General features: G+C 62.7%; 16 protein-coding genes. 4 read left to right on the forward strand and 12 right to left on the reverse strand.

What is annotated here, in order from left to right:
• Window positions 1–113: 113 nt before the first annotated feature.
• The gene (locus K0F86_RS06660) at window positions 114–1,328 is read right to left on the reverse strand and encodes an amino acid aminotransferase (RefSeq protein ID WP_219133685.1); all 1,215 of its coding nucleotides are present in this window, start codon (window positions 1,326–1,328) and stop codon (window positions 114–116) included.
• A 111-nt stretch (window positions 1,329–1,439) separates the two neighbouring features.
• Between K0F86_RS06660 and uvrB the strand changes: the two genes are divergently transcribed.
• Complete coding sequence (gene uvrB / locus K0F86_RS06665) at window positions 1,440–3,527, forward strand: excinuclease ABC subunit UvrB (protein WP_257572014.1); 2,088 nt, start codon at window positions 1,440–1,442, stop codon at window positions 3,525–3,527.
• 190 nt (window positions 3,528–3,717) lie between these two features.
• Here uvrB and K0F86_RS06670 read toward each other — a convergent pair whose 3' ends face one another.
• On the reverse strand, window positions 3,718–4,212 hold the full coding sequence (locus K0F86_RS06670) for a DUF3224 domain-containing protein (protein ID WP_257572015.1): 495 nt from the start codon (window positions 4,210–4,212) through the stop codon (window positions 3,718–3,720).
• Window positions 4,213–4,269: 57 nt separating this feature from the next.
• On the opposite strand from K0F86_RS06670, the gene K0F86_RS06675 reads away from it, so the two are divergent.
• Complete coding sequence (locus tag K0F86_RS06675) at window positions 4,270–5,130, forward strand: helix-turn-helix domain-containing protein (RefSeq protein ID WP_257572016.1); 861 nt, start codon at window positions 4,270–4,272, stop codon at window positions 5,128–5,130.
• On the opposite strand, the gene K0F86_RS06680 is transcribed toward K0F86_RS06675, so the two are convergent.
• Window positions 5,103–5,729 (reverse strand): flavin reductase family protein, encoded by a 627-nt coding sequence (locus K0F86_RS06680; RefSeq protein ID WP_219133686.1) that lies wholly within the window; start codon window positions 5,727–5,729, stop codon window positions 5,103–5,105. The genes K0F86_RS06675 and K0F86_RS06680 overlap by 28 nt on opposite strands.
• A gap of 207 nt (window positions 5,730–5,936) precedes the next feature.
• Here K0F86_RS06680 and K0F86_RS06685 point away from each other — a divergent pair, with 207 nt between their 5' ends.
• Both K0F86_RS06685 and K0F86_RS06690 read left to right on the forward strand, forming a co-directional pair.
• Window positions 5,937–6,998, forward strand: coding sequence for an AI-2E family transporter (locus K0F86_RS06685; protein WP_219133688.1), 1,062 nt, complete (start codon window positions 5,937–5,939; stop codon window positions 6,996–6,998).
• Window positions 6,999–7,156: 158 nt separating this feature from the next.
• On the forward strand, window positions 7,157–7,864 hold the full coding sequence (locus K0F86_RS06690; RefSeq protein WP_219133689.1) for a hypothetical protein: 708 nt from the start codon (window positions 7,157–7,159) through the stop codon (window positions 7,862–7,864).
• A 29-nt stretch (window positions 7,865–7,893) separates the two neighbouring features.
• On the opposite strand, the gene K0F86_RS06695 is transcribed toward K0F86_RS06690, so the two are convergent.
• The 9 genes from K0F86_RS06695 to hflX form a co-directional block, all read right to left on the reverse strand.
• Complete coding sequence (locus tag K0F86_RS06695) at window positions 7,894–8,199, reverse strand: NIPSNAP family protein (protein WP_219133690.1); 306 nt, start codon at window positions 8,197–8,199, stop codon at window positions 7,894–7,896.
• The gene (locus K0F86_RS06700) at window positions 8,196–9,122 is read right to left on the reverse strand and encodes a WD40 repeat domain-containing protein (RefSeq protein WP_219133692.1); all 927 of its coding nucleotides are present in this window, start codon (window positions 9,120–9,122) and stop codon (window positions 8,196–8,198) included. The genes K0F86_RS06695 and K0F86_RS06700 overlap by 4 nt, the downstream gene beginning before the upstream one ends.
• Window positions 9,119–9,628, reverse strand: a complete 510-nt coding sequence (locus K0F86_RS06705) for a GNAT family N-acetyltransferase (RefSeq protein ID WP_219133694.1) — start codon at window positions 9,626–9,628, stop codon at window positions 9,119–9,121. The genes K0F86_RS06700 and K0F86_RS06705 overlap by 4 nt, the downstream gene beginning before the upstream one ends.
• 65 nt (window positions 9,629–9,693) lie before the next feature.
• A complete protein-coding gene (locus K0F86_RS06710) occupies window positions 9,694–10,239 on the reverse strand; it encodes a phosphoribosyltransferase (protein WP_034752020.1) in 546 nt (181 codons plus the stop codon).
• A gap of 66 nt (window positions 10,240–10,305) precedes the next feature.
• Complete coding sequence (locus K0F86_RS06715) at window positions 10,306–11,619, reverse strand: adenylosuccinate synthase (RefSeq protein WP_096236844.1); 1,314 nt, start codon at window positions 11,617–11,619, stop codon at window positions 10,306–10,308.
• 3 nt (window positions 11,620–11,622) lie between these two features.
• The gene (locus tag K0F86_RS06720) at window positions 11,623–12,783 is read right to left on the reverse strand and encodes an ATP phosphoribosyltransferase regulatory subunit (RefSeq protein ID WP_219133695.1); all 1,161 of its coding nucleotides are present in this window, start codon (window positions 12,781–12,783) and stop codon (window positions 11,623–11,625) included.
• 272 nt (window positions 12,784–13,055) lie between these two features.
• Window positions 13,056–13,943: a protease modulator HflC gene (hflC, locus tag K0F86_RS06725; RefSeq protein WP_046685707.1), complete on the reverse strand. Its 888-nt coding sequence runs from the start codon at window positions 13,941–13,943 to the stop codon at window positions 13,056–13,058.
• The gene (gene hflK, locus K0F86_RS06730; protein ID WP_219133697.1) at window positions 13,943–15,238 is read right to left on the reverse strand and encodes an FtsH protease activity modulator HflK; all 1,296 of its coding nucleotides are present in this window, start codon (window positions 15,236–15,238) and stop codon (window positions 13,943–13,945) included. Before hflK ends, hflC begins: the two co-directional genes overlap by 1 nt.
• A 2-nt stretch (window positions 15,239–15,240) precedes the next feature.
• The coding region (hflX, locus tag K0F86_RS27400; RefSeq protein ID WP_257572017.1) for a GTPase HflX at window positions 15,241–16,013 on the reverse strand (773 nt) is incomplete at its 5' end.

Below are 16,013 nucleotides of genomic sequence, written 5' to 3' on the forward strand. Positions count from 1 at the left end.
GTCGGTTGTTTCGTATTTGCAAGACTCATACTGCATCTCGACAAACACGGCCATCGCCGACTTTCCACTGCCATCAGCGCCACACTTGCATGCAGCGCCGAAGAAGCAAGATCTTAAAGCACTTTGGCGATCGCGTCAATGACGATGTCGATATTGCGCGAATTCAACGCTGCCACGCAGATACGGCCCGTGTCGACGGCGTAGATCGATTGCTCGCGCAGGGTCGCCACCTGCTCCTTGGTGAGACCCGAGTACGAGAACATGCCGATTTGCTGGCGCACGAATTCAAAGTCGTGGCCCGGCGCCTTGACCTTCAGTTTTTCCACGAAGGCATTGCGCATTTCACGGATGCGCACGCGCATGCCGGCCAGTTCCTCTTCCCACAGCTGGCGCAGTTCCGGCGTGGCCAGGACGGTGGCGACCACCTTGCCGCCGTGTACTGGCGGGTTCGAGTAGTTGGTGCGCACGACGCGTTTCAATTGCGACAGCAAACGGGCCGCCTCATCGGCGCTGGCGGCGACGACGCTCAGGGCGCCCACGCGCTCACCGTACAGCGAGAACGATTTCGAGAACGAGTTCGACACCAGCAGCGGGCCGCCCGCGTCGGCAAAGCGGCGCACCACGGCGCCGTCTTCGGCGATGCCGTTGGCGAAACCTTGATAGGCCATGTCCAGGAACGGCACCAGGCCGCGCGACGTGACCACGCTGATGATCTGATCCCACTGGGCCACGCTCAGGTCGGCGCCGGTCGGGTTGTGGCAGCAGGCGTGCAGCACGACGATGGAGCCGGCTGGCATGGCGTTCAGGCTGGCCAGCATGCCGTCGAAGTTCACGCCATGGGTGGCTGCATCGTAGTACGTGTAGTTATTCACGACGAAACCGGCGCTTTCGAACAGCGCGCGGTGGTTTTCCCAACTCGGGTCGCTGATGTAGACTTGCGCACCCGGCGCGAAGCGCTGCAGGAAGTCGGCACCGATCTTCAGTGCGCCCGTGCCGCCGATGGCTTGCACGGTCACGGCACGGCGCTCTTGAATAACGGCGCTATCGGCGCCAAATACGAGTTCTTGCACCGCCTTGTCGTAGGCAGCCAGGCCTTCGATCGGCAGATAGGTACGTGGCGAGGCCTGCTCGATCAGGATGGCTTCCGCCTTGCGTACGCAAGCTAACAGAGGCACTTTACCGTTGTCGTCATAATAGACGCCAACGCCCAGATTGATTTTGGCGGGATTCTGGTCCGCGTTAAATGCTTCGGTGATGCCCAGGATCGGGTCGCGTGGGGCCATCTCGATGGCGCTAAACAGACTGGCAGAAACAGTTGGGTTCGTCATGATAAGATTGGATTCGATTGGAAGCAGGTTCACAGCGGAGTTGTAGACAGCGCCCCGAATACAACGCCAGGGCCGCCAGCAGAGCACTATTCTAACAAAGGTCTGATTCACATGCCCGAATTATCTACCGCCAGCGAGGCGGAAAGCGCAATTATCTCTTTCCCGGACTCCCCTTTTAAACTGCACCAGCCCTTCTCTCCGGCCGGCGATCAGCCGGCGGCGATCGCCCAGTTATCCGAAGGCATTGCCGATGGCCTGGCCTTCCAGACCCTGCTGGGCGTGACCGGTTCCGGCAAGACCTACACCATGGCCAACGTCATCGCGCGCATGGGCCGGCCCGCCATCGTCTTCGCGCCGAACAAGACGCTGGCGGCGCAGCTGTACAGCGAGTTCCGCGACTTTTTCCCGCAAAATGCGGTCGAATACTTCGTCAGTTACTACGATTACTACCAGCCCGAAGCCTACGTGCCGCAGCGCGACCTGTTCATCGAAAAGGACTCGTCGATCAACGAGCATATTGAACAGATGCGCCTGTCGTGCACCAAGTCGCTGATGGAGCGGCGCGACGTCATCATCGTCGCCACCGTCTCGGCCATCTACGGTATCGGTAACCCCAACGAATACCACCAGATGATTCTGACGTTGCGCGTAAAAGACAGGGTCAGCCAGCGCGACGTCATCGCGCGCCTGATCCAGATGCAGTACACGCGCAACGAGGTCGACTTCGGCCGCGGCACCTTCCGCGTGCGCGGCGATACCATCGACATCTTCCCCGCCGAGCATGCGGAACTGGCCGTGCGCCTGGAAATGTTCGACGACGAGATCGAGTCGATCCAGCTGTTCGACCCGCTGACGGGCCGCGTGCGGCAAAAAATCCCCCGCTTCACCGTGTACCCGGGTTCGCACTATGTGACGCCGCGCTCCACCGTGCTGCGCGCCGTGGAAACCATCAAGGACGAGCTGCGCGAGCGCCTCGAGTTCTTCCGCAAGGAGAATAAGCTGATCGAGGAACAGCGACTGGAACAGCGCACGCGCTTCGACCTGGAAATGATGGCCGAAATCGGTTTTACCAAGGGCATCGAGAACTACTCGCGTCACCTGTCCGGCGCGCTGCCGGGCGAACCGCCGCCGACGCTGGTCGACTATCTGCCGGCCGACGCGCTGATGTTCCTCGACGAGTCGCACGTGCTGACGGGCCAGCTGAGCGCCATGTACAACGGCGACCGCTCGCGCAAAACGAACCTGGTCGACTACGGCTTCCGCCTGCCGTCGGCGCTGGACAACCGGCCCTTGAAATTCGAGGAATTCGAACAGAAGATGCGCCAGACGGTGTTCGTCTCGGCCACCCCGGGCGACTACGAAAAAAACCATTCCGACCAGGTGGTCGAACAGGTGGTCCGCCCCACAGGCCTGGTCGACCCGCAGATCATCGTGCGCCCCGCCAGCACGCAGGTGGACGACCTGATGTCGGAAATCGTCGAGCGCATCAAGAAGGACGAGCGCGTGCTGGTGACCACGCTCACCAAGCGCATGTCGGAGCAATTGACGGAATACCTGGGCGACCACGGCATCAAGGTACGCTACCTGCACAGCGATATCGAGACGGTGGAGCGCGTGGAAATCCTGCGCGACCTGCGCCTGGGCACCTTCGACGTGCTGGTGGGGATCAACCTGCTGCGCGAGGGCCTGGACTTGCCGGAAGTGTCCTTGGTCGCCATCCTCGACGCGGACAAGGAAGGCTTCTTGCGCTCCGAGCGCAGCCTGATCCAGACCATCGGCCGCGCCGCGCGTAACCTGAACGGCACGGCGATTTTGTACGGCGACCGCATCACGGATTCCATGCGCCGTGCCATCGACGAGACGGAACGCCGCCGCGCCAAGCAGATCGCCTTCAATACGGCCAACAACATCATCCCGATCGGCGTGAAAAAATCGATCCGCGAAATGATCGACGGTGTCTACAGCCCGCAGGAAGCGCGCGAAACATTGCAAGTGGCGCAAGAAGCGGCGAAGTTCGAAGCCATGAGCGAAAAGCAGGTCAGCAAGGAAATCAAGCGTCTGGAAAAACTCATGCTCGACCACGCAAAAAACCTGGAGTTCGAAAAGGCGGCGCAAGTGCGCGACCAGCTGCACATCCTCAAGCAGCAGCTGTTCGGCGCGCCGGGTACGGACAATGTGGCGTCGATGCTGGGCAAATGAATACCACGCCATGCGTAGGTCGGATCAGGCCCTGCGGGCCGTAATCCGACAACATTGTTGGCGCTGGTGGTGGTGTCGGATTACGCGGCCTTGCCGCTAATCCGACCTACTTGAAAGCCGCTCGGCACGAAGTCCTGAACTGTGGCTTGACCGTACCAGCGAGTACAGGATTGCTGCCCATGGGTTTGCCCTACTCCGGCAGCGAGTAATCGATGTCATAGAAATGCTGGCCGTTTTCAATGCGGATGGCCAGCGTGCCGCTGATGCCCGCCAGTTGCCCCGTGCCGGAATGCGGCACGATGACGATGCTCAGCTGCTGCCTGCCGTCGGCCATGGTGCCCGCATGCTGGGCGACGAAGCTGCCTTGCCTGCCTTGCAGGATGCCCGTGATGGCTTCCATGGCGACATAGCCGGCCGCGCCTTGGGTGTCCGTCACGGCATTGAGCATTTCGCCCTTGGCCGTGGCGACCAGGTCGCCCGCATACACCTTCTCAAGCAGCACCCTTCCCAAGGTCGTGCGCCCCGCGCGCTGCGACGCCGTGGCCGGCGTCATGCTGATGCTAAAACTTCCCGTAGCGTGCGCGTGCATGCGATGATCTCCCTCTGCAGACGAGGCGGCGCCGGCTGGCGCCACCGATAGACAACATGCGGCCAGCATCAGGCCCGACAAACTGTGTGATTTCATGATTCCCATTCCGATCAATGCGAGAGGGCCAGCTTAAGGCCGCGCAGGAGACAAATATTGGATAAAACCGACAGCACGATGAATCTGCTCGCCGGCCAGGCGCCAAAAGGCATCGTCGACCCGCAGGCGGCGGCACGCCGCATACGCCTGGCAACCTATCCACCGGCTGCCGCGCTGGCGCCGTTTGTCGACTACTTCTGGGTGGTCGAATGGGACCGGCGGGGCCGCGCACCGGAGACGCAGCGCGTGCTGCCCTACCCGAATGCCCACCTGGTATTCGACCTTGGGCGCAGCGCCATCCATGGCGTGGTGCGCGGCGCCTTTGACAGGCCGTTGACCGGTGCCGGCAAAGTATTGGGCGTGCGTTTCGCGCCAGGCGGCCTGCGCCCGTTCATCACGCAGCCACTGTCGACCTTCACCGACACGACCATCGCCGCTGATGCGCTGCTGGGCATGCCGGCAGCACAGGCCGAGGCGCGGATATTAGGCGAGTCCGACGATCTGGCCATGGTGGCGCAGGCACAGGCACTGCTGCTGGCAAGACTGCCGCAGGTCGATGACGCCGCCCTGCTGGCCGCCAGGCTGACCGCGGCGGCGGCGGCCCACAACGGTCCGGCGAGCGTGGCGCAGCTGTGCGAAACCATGGCCATTGGCGAACGCCGGCTGCAGCGCCTGTTCGCCAACTACGTGGGCGTGCCGCCGAAATGGGTGATCCAACGCTACCGCCTGCAAGAGGCGATCTGGCGCCTGGCACAGCCCGATGCGCCCGACCTGGCCAGCCTGGCGCATGCACTGGGCTTTTTTGACCAGGCCCATTTCAGCCGCAGTTTTACGGAACTGGTAGGCAGCACGCCGCTCGACTATCGCCGCTCGCAGCTGGCGACAGTCGCCTATGGCCAGACTGGCCGTCGCATGTGAAACAGGCTGTCCGGTCCGATCTCGAAATAATCGGCCGGACCACCGCCGCGTAATATCGGCGCGGCGGCGGCCGTGTCGTACACGCCATCGGTCAACAGGTGGCGCGCGATGTGCACGCCCACCACTTCCCCCAGCACCAGCCAGCTGCCGACACCCTCCCCATTCAATCCTTGCAGCTCGATGATCTGCGTGCGCCGGCATTCGAAGGACACGGGACTTTCGGCCACGCGGGGCACCTTGACGATGCGCGAGGCGGCCGGCGTCAGGCCGGCCAGCGCAAATTCGTCGACCTCGGGCGGCGCCGGCGCGCAGCTGGCATTCATCGCCGCGGCCAGCGGACGCGTCGCCAGGTTCCACACGAATTCGCCCGTCTGCTCGATATTGCGCAAGGTATCCTTGCGGCCGATGCTGGAAAAACCGATCAGCGGCGGCGTGTAATTGAACGCATTGAAAAAACTGTACGGTGCCAGATTGAGCACGCCTGCGCTGCTGCGCGTGGCGATCCAGCCGATCGGACGAGGCCCCACGATGGCATTGAAGGGATCGTGCGGCAGGCCATGGCCCTGCGCAGGTTCATAAAAGTGAATAGGGTCAAGCACGCGCGTTCCTGAAGTCAAAGGAAATCAACGGCGCCCGGGATGGAGCGCCTGAAACGACAGCTTACTGGAATTGCCGCCACCGCGTTGCCGGCCCGCCGGCGCCGGGTGCGCTCGCACACAAACTACCAAGGCCACAATTGTATGGCGCGCCGCAGCACGCCTCGCTTATGATGGGGCAACTCAACCTTGCTCATTGCGCTACCGCCCATGCCTACCCTCACGCTGCACCAGAAAGTGTTCTTGCTCCTCTTGAGCATCGTCACCATCGGCTTCGGCACGATACTGGCGCCATATGCGGGCGCCATCTTCTGGGGTGTCGTCCTGGCGATCCTGTTCGCGCCCGTGTACCGCTGGCTGCTGCGGAAAACCAGGGGCCGCGCCGGCCTGGCGTCGCTGCTGACCTTGCTGCTCATCGTCGTCATCGTGATCCTGCCGCTGTCGCTCATTTCCGTGTCGCTGGTAAACCAGGCGGCCAGCGTCGTGGAGATGGTACGTTCGGGTGAAATCACGGTCGCCATGTTCTTCAATAAAATCATGGCCGTGCTGCCGCAATGGCTGATCAATTTGCTCGAGCGCTTCAACCTGACCAGCCTGGCCAGCCTGCAGGACAAACTGGCCGAGGGCGCCACGCAGGTGAGCCAGGTGGTGGCGGTGAAAGCCATCAATGTGGGCCTGTACACCTTCGAATTCCTCACCAGCCTGTGCATCATGCTGTACCTGCTGTTTTTCCTCATGCGCGATGGCTCCACGCTGTCGGCCCGCATCAAGAACGCCGTGCCGCTGAGCCGCAAGTACAAGCAGCGCCTGTTCACCAATTTCACCACGGTGATCCGCGCCACGGTGAAAGGCAACATTCTCGTGGCGATCGCCCAGGGCGCCCTCGGCGGCCTGGCGTTCTGGTTCCTCGACGTGCCGGCCCCGCTGCTGTGGGCCGTGCTGATGGCCTTCCTGTCGCTGCTGCCGGCCGTCGGCGCCGCCCTCGTCTGGGCCCCCGTGGCCGTCTACTTCCTGGCCACAGGCGCCATCTGGCAAGGCGCAGGCCTGGCCGCCTTCGGCGTCTTCGTCATCGGCCTGGTCGACAACGTGCTGCGCCCCATCCTGGTGGGCAAGGACACCAAGATGCCCGACTACGTGGTGCTGCTGTCGACCGTTGGCGGCATGGCCCTGTTTGGCCTGAACGGCTTCGTCATCGGCCCCGTGGTGGCGGCCCTGTTCATCGCTTCGTGGGATCTGTTCGTCTCGGCCAGCGAATTCCAGGCCGAGGACTGAGGCGTGGCGACCTGACATGACGGCGTGACAAGATCCTCGCGCAGGCGCATTTTTCAGTACCCAAAGGAGCACAATCCGCGTTCTGCCCGAAACCTGTTTACAGCGCTGTTGCAAATTTGCATACTAATGCCACCTTCATCACCGTAAGCGTGACACTGATGCGCATCGACCTTGCACCACCGGAGCATGATTTTTCTGTCGGCCAGCGTGCCCATGGCCGGTACATCGCCGCGATTATCCTGCTGCACCTGGCGCTGTTCTGGGCGGCCACGCGGCCAGTCCACACCAGAATCGAGCACGATGACCGGGTCTGGCTGCAGCTGATGCCGACACTGCCGCCAACAAGAGGGTTCATTCCACCCGCCGAGCCCGATCCGGCGCCGGCACGTCCGCCAGCCGTTCCATCGAGCGTGGCAAGCGTGTCGCCACCGAAGGAGGCGACGGCACCGCTGCAGGACCCGCCGCAAGACGATGCCCTGCCGGCAGAACCGGTGCCTGCCGCACCCAAGACCGCCCCCCTCCCTCTGGCGCAACAGGCGCTGCAGGCAGTCGGCGCCATCGACCGCCAGTTGCGCAGCGAGCATCCGCAGGAGTTCGTGGCGCCGCCCGAGACGGCGCACACGCGCCTGGCGAAAGGCTTTGCGGAAGCGCATGCGGCGGTCAAGCCGAAGTGGTTCGAAGCGGCGCGTATCGAACTGTGGAGCGCACCAAACGATCCCAAGCGCATCTACCGCGTCATCACGGCGACCGGTGAATACTGCATCTATTTGCCGGACAAAGGCAACATGACGCTGAACCTCAGCGCGCGATCCGGCTACGCCGGTTTTGGCGAAGGGACCGCGGCGCCTTGTCCCATCCGGTTTTAATCGCGGTCGATAGCGGGCACGACGCCGTTTCAGCCAAACACGGGCCGGAAAAAACTGCGCTCATAGCTGACGATGCAGCGCGTTTCTTCGGCGTAGAGGAAGGCCGCCTGGCACTCGGCGTCCTGCATGGAGTCGCTGCGGTACTGCTCGTACAGGGCCAGGCTGGGGAATGAAAACATGGCCAGCGCGACGTTGCTGGCGCCTTCCGACGGCAAAAAGTAGCCGTGGTGCTGGCCGCCGAAGCGTTCGACCAGCGGTATCCACAGCTTGCCGTAGGCCTCGAATTCCGTCAGTTTGTACGGGTCGATGATGTAGCGCAAATAACAGGTGATCATGCGGTTTCCTTGTGAACGTTCAACTCCATCAGCATGCCAGATTCCCAGGAGCCGATGGCGGACAATGGCGAGCCAGGCAAAAAATCGAGCGCGCAGGGATAAATAAAATCTTCCTGCGCCAGGACGTTTAACCCCGGCCAACCGTAAAACAGCAGCTTGCCCTTGCCGATGCGTCCCAGCGCGCTGCCGTCGGGCAGCCAGCGCAAGCCGTTGCCCGTGCCGCCGCCCGCCTCCACGGGCACCTTGGCCAGACAACTGCCGTCGGCCAGCGCGTACATGGACAGATACTGCGCGCCGCCGGCGTGGTGCAGCACGGCCAGAGATTCCCCATCTGGCGACGGCGCACACGCCATCATGCCCGGCAGCGACAGCACCACCGTCCCGCCTCCCGCCTGCAAGGGCCAGTCCCACACACTGCAGTAGTCGGGCGGCTGCAGCAGCCCCTCGTCCACCGATTTGACGCCGTGCTGGAGCAGCAAACGCCGCCCGCCATCGATGGCGCAGACACCGCGCAGCATCTCGCCAGGGTGCTCCTGCGTGAAGAGCACCTCGCCCGTCTGCGCGTCGCGCATCCGCAAACGACCATCCCAGCCGCCGTCGGCCAGATACCGGCCGCACGGCGACCATGCGGGGCCGCAGCCTTCGCCATCCTTTTTATTCTGGAAGTTCAGCAGCAACTGGCCCGCCTGCGCATCCACCACGGCCAGCTGGCCCGTCGTGCTCTTGATGGCCAGCCGGCCGCCATCGGGCGAGAAGGCCATGCCCGACATGTGCGCGATGAATTTGCCACGCCACAGCTTCTGCCTTGCCGCCACGTCCCACAGGACCAGGTCGCGGCCCAGCACGGCCAGGCGCGTGCCATCGGGTGAAAAGCGCACGCCGTAGCTGCAGCCCAGCTTCAGGGGCTTGCGCGCTGCCGTCATGGGCGCGCCAGGCGGTACACGACGCTGTCGAGGTCGTAATGGCGTTCCATGCCCACGTATTGCATGCCCAGGCGCGTCATGACCTTGATCGAGGCGGCATTGTCCGGGTGCGCCACGGCCACCACTTCGGGCGCGCCGACGACGTCGAAGGCATGCGCGACGATGGCGGCCGCCGCCTCGCTGGCATAGCCCTGGCCCCAGCTGGTCCGCGCCAGGCGCCAGCCAATTTCAAGGGGATTGGCCCTGTCGCCGGAGAGGTGCTGCAGGCACGCCATGCCCACCAGCGCGCCGTCGTCGAGGCGGATCATCGCCCACCACGAATAGCCCCACTCGGCCCAGCGGCCCATGGTGCGCGTGATGGCCGCGCGCGTCACCTCTTCCGACTCGGGCTGGCCCGCGTTCAGATAGGTCATCACCTCGGGATCGGTGTTGAGCGTGCGCATGCGCTCGTAGTGGTCTTCCGTGATCGGCTCCAGGCGCAGGCGCGCCGTTGTCAGTATGGTCATGGCATTTCCTTGGACGAAAAAAAAGACGATACACGATCGTCTTTTTTTTGCAAGCGCGCACGCAGTTACTTGCCTGCTTCGCCCTTCTTGATCCACGCCGCCAGCTGGTGCGGGCGCAGGCCGTCGTAGTCTTCGAACGGCTGATGGATCCACGGATTGTGCGGCAGTTCGTCGAGGAAGTAGTCAGGACGCACGACGGAGCAGCCCTTGAGCCAGATCACGGCCGATTTGACTTCGGTCACGTCAGGGAAGTTTTCCTTCAGGTGACGCGTGACCTTGTCCAGCGTGACGCCGGAATCGGCCAGATCGTCGACCAGCAGGATGCGGCCGGCCAGCGGGCCCTTGGTCATGGTCATGTACTTGGCGATATCGAGGTCGCCGCGCACGGTGCCCGCGTCTTCGCGGTAAGAGCTGGTCGACAGGATGGCCAATGGCAAATCAAAGATGCGCGAGAACACGTCGCCGGGACGCACGCCGCCGCGCGCCAGGCACAGTACCTGGTCAAATTTCCAGCCCGATTCGTAGACCTTGAGCGCCAGGCGCTCGATCAGGCGGTGGTATTCTTCCCAGTTGACCCAGAGATGTTGATCGTTCGATTGTGGGGTAGTCATGATAGTGAAATCTTATTATTAGCGTGATTAAAAAAATCCGCCTTGCGGCGGATTGTGTCCAGCAGCTTACTCGAATGGGTGGCGCAGCACGATCGTTTCTTCACGATCAGGACCGGTCGAAACCATGTCCACCGGTACGCCGACCAGTTCTTCGATGCGCTTGATGTAAGCGCGCGCCGTCGCCGGCAAGGCCGCCAGCGATTTCGCGCCGACCGTGCTTTCCGTCCAGCCTGGCATTTCTTCGTACACCGGCACGCAACGTGCGGCTTCTTCAGCGCCCGATGGGAAGATGTCCGTGGCCACGCCGTCAATGGTGTAGCCGGTGCACAGTTTCAGCGTTTCGATACCGTCCAGTACGTCCAGCTTGGTCAGGCACATGCCCGTCACGCCGTTGATCTGCACGGAGCGGCGCAGCAAGGCGGCGTCGAACCAGCCGCAGCGGCGGGCACGGCCCGTCACGGTGCCGAATTCATGGCCGACTTGCGCCAGGTGGTGGCCGACGCCCGCATCCGTTGGCAGTTCCGAAGGGAACGGGCCGGAACCGACGCGCGTCGTGTAAGCCTTGGTGATGCCCATGATGTAGTGCAGCATGCCAGGACCGACGCCCGAACCGGCGGCGGCATTGCCGGCCACGCAGTTCGACGAGGTGACGAACGGGTAGGTGCCGTGGTCGACGTCGAGCAGGGAACCCTGCGCGCCTTCGAACAGCAGGTTCGCGCCGGCCTTGTGCGCCTTGTACAACGCGCTCGACACGTCGGTGACCATCGGACGCAGACGCGGCACATAGGCCAGCGCGTCGTCGAGGGTCTTCTGATAGTCGACTTTCGGCGCCTTCAGGTAGTTTTCCAGCACGAAGTTGTGGTAATCGAGGTTTTCGGCCAGCTTTTCGGCAAAGCGCTTCTCGTTCAGCAAGTCGGCTATACGGATCGCGCGGCGCGCCACTTTGTCTTCGTAGGCCGGACCGATGCCCTTGCCGGTGGTACCGATCTTCGCATCGCCACGCTTGACTTCGCGCGCCAGGTCGATCGCGGTGTGGTAAGGCAGGATCACGGGCGCCGCGTCCGACACCTTCAGGCGCGAGGCGACTTCGACACCGACCGCTTCGAGCTTGTCGATTTCGCGCAGCACGTCCGGCACGGAAACGACCACGCCGTTACCGATGTAGCAGGCGACGCCTGGACGCATGATGCCCGACGGGATCAGCTGCAGCGCGGTTTTGACGCCGCCGATGACCAGCGTGTGGCCTGCATTGTGGCCGCCCTGGAAGCGCACCACACCCTGGGCGTGATCGGTCAACCAATCGACGATCTTGCCTTTACCCTCATCGCCCCATTGGGTGCCGATGACAACGACGTTCTTTGCCATAATTTTCTTTGACATCACTCAACCTAAGTTTTTAAGAATCCAGCTACTACCATTATCGGCAAGTACCAGCACGCGATCGCACTCGAACTCGTCTTGTTCATTACTGTGACCCGGCATACTCTGGATCACGACCTCGCCCGCCTTGCGCAACTCGGCGATTTTTTCCTTCAATTCTGGCGCGCTGCCCCACGGCGCGCGGATCGAATGCTTCCGTTCCGCGGTCGGCAACAGGCGCGCCAGTTCGCGCAAATCGAGCGAGAAGCCGGTCGCGGGACGTGCCCGGCCGAACGCTTCGCCGACGTGGTCATAACGGCCGCCGCGCGCAACCGCGTTCGGCAAGCCAGGTACATACAGCGCAAACATCGCGCCACTTTCATATTGGTAGCCGCGCAGGTCGGCCAGGTCGATCGCCACTTCGGCGCGACCCAGCGCAGATCCTGCCAGCGCGGCCAGTTCGGCCAGCGCCTTGAGCACGCCCGGCAGCGGCGGCAGCACTGCGCGCGCACGCGCCAGCACGTCGATATCGCCGTACAGGTTCGGCAAGGCCAGCAGCGCATCGCGCGTGACGGGATCGTAGGCGGCGGTCAGCGCACGCAGGCCCGGCGCATCTTTCGCGCGCAGCAAGGTGTACAGCGCTGCCTCGTCGCGCACGGCAGCGGCGTCTTGCGCAATGATAGCGCGCAACAGGCCGACGTGCGACAAATCCAGGCGGACAGAGTCGAAACCGGCCAGTGCCAGCGAAGCGAGCGCCAGTTCCTGGATCTCGGCATCCGCTTCCAGGCCGGCGTGGCCATAGATTTCGGCGCCGATCTGCAGCGGTTCGCGGGTGGCGTGCAGACCCGACGGACGGGTATGCAGCACGCTGCCGGCGTAGCACAGGCGGGTCACGGTGGCACGGTTCAGCAGGTGCGCGTCGATGCGCGCCACTTGCGTCGTCATGTCGGCGCGCAGGCCGAGCATGCGGCCCGACAGCTGGTCGACCAGTTTAAAGGTGCGCAGGTCGGTATCCTTGCCAGCGCCGGTCATCAGCGATTCCAGATACTCGAGCAGCGGCGGCATCACCAGTTCATATCCGTACAGACGGAAATTATCCAGCATGAGGCGGCGCAGCTCTTCGATCTTGCGCGCTTCCGACGGCAGAACATCGGCAATATTTTCGGGCAAAAGCCAATTCGGCATGAGGGAGCGAGATACGGAAGAAAGTTGAAAAAATGCATCATGCGAGGCAGCGGCGAGCGCGCCAGGCAATAGGCCGAACCTGATATTTTACGCGAAAACACGGGCCTTTAGGGACAAGTTCTCCGAATAGCTGCCACACAGCCCTAAAAACACCGCATTTTACGCCTTCCCGCAACAGCCTGGGCGCACCAAAAAAAACGGGGCCGGCATTGACGCCGGCCCCGCTGCTGCTGCCACCCGTCCTTGCGGCCGGGTGCAGTCTCGATGCTGCCTTACTTCTTGGATGGAGCGGCCGTGCCGTTACCCTTGAAGTACTTGAAGAATTCCGAACTCGGATCGACCACCATCACGTCGCCCTTGTCCTTGAACGTGGCGCGGTAAGCTTCCAGGCTACGGTAAAACTTGTAGAACTCCGGATTCCGGCCAAACGCTTCCGCATACACCTGCGACGCCTTGGCATCGCCTTCGCCGCGGATCTTCTCGGCTTCGCGGTAGGCTTCGGCCAGGATCACCGTGCGCTGCTTGTCGGCGTCGGCGCGGATCTTCTCGGAGTCGGCCGAACCGGTCGAACGCAGCTCATTGGCCACACGCACGCGCTCGGACTTCATGCGCTCGTACACGGAGTTATTGATCTGCTCGACGTAATCGACGCGTTTCAGACGCACGTCGACGATGCCCACGCCGATGGCCTCGGCCTCGGCCGCCACCTTGGCCTTGATCGCCTGCATCACCTTGCCGCGCTCGCCCGAGATCACTTCGCGCACCGTGCGCTTGGTGATTTCATCGTTCAGCGCGGCCTTGACGATTTGCGACATGCGGTTGCGGGCGCGGCTTTCATCGCCGCCGAAGCTGCGGAAATAGGTCTTCGGATTGACGATACGCCACTTCACATACGCGTCGACGAGAATGTTCTTCTTCTCGGCCGTGATGAAGCGTTCCGGCTCCGGCGTGTCGAGCGTCAGGATGCGCTTGTCCAGGTAGATGACGTTCTGGAACGGCGGCGGCAGCTTGAAGTACAAGCCTGGCTTGCTGATCTCGTCCTTGACTTCACCAAGGGCGAAGACGATGGCGTATTTACGCTGATCGACAACGAACACGGTCGAGGACAAGAGCATGATCGCGATAAAGCCCGCGATCAGGGCGGCAACGATACGGTTCATTAGCGGCTCTCCCGTTCACGCGAAGAGCGGCTGTCGCGACGCTGGTTAACTTCTACTGTCTGCATGGCTTCCTGTGGCATTACGGTATTGGCTGCGGGTGCGGCCGCTGCGGCGCGCGCTGTTGCGGCCGAGGCGTCCGACGCCGCCTGCTGGGCGATCAGCTTGTCGAGCGGCAGATACAGCAGATTGCTGCCCGTCTTGGCGTCAACCATGACCTTGCTGGCACTGCTGAACACTTGCTGCATCGTTTCCAGGTACATGCGGTCGCGCGTGACGACCGGCGCCTTCTGGTATTCAACCAGCACCTGCTTGAAGCGCGAGGCATTACCTTCGGAGTTCTCGGTCACCATGGCCCGGTAGGCCTCGGCTTCCTGCATCAGGCGGAATGCTGCGCCGCGTGCTTTTGGAATGACGTCATTGGCGTACGCCTGGCCTTCATTCTTCTGGCGCTCACGGTCCTGGCCTGCCTTGACGGCATCGTCGAAGGCGGCTTGCACCTGCTCCGGCGGCTGCACGGCCTGCATCGTCACATTGTTAATCAACACGCCAGCCTTGTAATCATCAAGAATCTGCTGCATCAATTTCTGCGTGTCAAAGGCCACTTTTTCACGACCTTCATACAGCACGAAGTCCATCTTGCTGCGGCCGACCACTTCGCGGATCGCCGTTTCGGCGACCTGGCGCAGGGTGTCTTCCTGGTCGCGCAAGCTGAACAGCCATTCCACCGGGTCTTTCAGCGTGTACTGCACAGCGAACTGGATGTCGATGATGTTTTCATCGTCCGTCAGCATCAGCGACTCGCTGGCCTGCTTGTTGCGCAGCGACGTGCGATACCCGACTTCCACCGTGCGCACCTGCGACACGTTGACGGTTTCGTCGGTCTGGAACGGATACGGCCAGCGCCAGTTGAGACCGGCCGGCGCCGTGCGCGTGACTTGGCCAAACGTCAGCACCACGCCGCTCTGGCCCTCTTGCACGATGAAGGCGCCGCTGGCGAGCCAGATGAAGACGGCGATCACGCCGACCACGCCGGCGGTGATGCCGGCGCCTTTCATGTCGGGACGCGGGCCGCTGCCGCCACCGCTGTTATTGCCGCCGTTGTCGGGACGGTTCTTCTGTCCGAAAAAGGCGTTCAGGCGCTGATTGAAATCGCGCCACAACTGATCGAGGTCCGGCGGACCTTCGCCGGGCTTTTTGCCTTCTTGGGCTTTCTTGCCGTCGTCCTTGCGATTGCCCCAGCGGGGATCGTTCAGGGACAACTTCAAGCCTGTTTTTTTGAGTAGGGAGACAAGCATAACTATCGTGTTCCGACTTGGGAGTGGGTGGAAATCCTATCGTCCTCGCCAGGCTCTTCGTCCTGGTCCGGGGCGGCGCCATCGTGCTGGTCGTACTGACCGTCCAACTGATCTTCCTGCGGTGCTGCGTCGTTCTGATACAGGTGCGCCGAACGAGGCGCCTTCCTGGCCATCTCGACAATCGCATCGCGCAGCAGGTCGAGCCCGCTGCCCTTCTGCGCACTGACGAAGACGCGACTGATCGTAGCATATTCGTCGCGCTCCACCGAAGGCTCCAGCCCGGCCGCGTCGATCTTGTTCCACACGAGGATTTGCGGAATGTGATCGGCGCCGATCTCTTTCAAGACCAGGTTGACCTGCTCGATCTGCTCCATGCGTACCGGCGACGCGGCGTCGACGACATGCAGCAGCAAATCGGCATGGATGGTTTCTTCGAGCGTGGCACGGAACGCGGCCACCAGCTGATGCGGCAATTCGCGCACGAAGCCGACCGTGTCGGAGATCACCACGTTACCCACTTCCTGGCCCAGGTAAACCCGGCGCGAGGTGGTGTCGAGCGTGGCGAACAACTGGTCGGCAACATACACGCCGGCCTTGGTCACGGCATTGAACAGGGTCGACTTGCCGGCATTGGTATAGCCGACCAGGGACACCGAGAATGTGTGATTGCGGCCGCGCGCGCGGCGCTGCGTTTCGCGTTGCTTGTGCAGCTTTTCCAGGCGCGCGCGCAAGGCCTTGACACGGTCGCCGATCAGCCGGCGGTCGGTCTCGAGCT

Source organism: Janthinobacterium sp. UMAB-60 (assembly GCF_900095235.1).
Classification (GTDB): Bacteria; Pseudomonadota; Gammaproteobacteria; order Burkholderiales; family Burkholderiaceae_D; genus Janthinobacterium.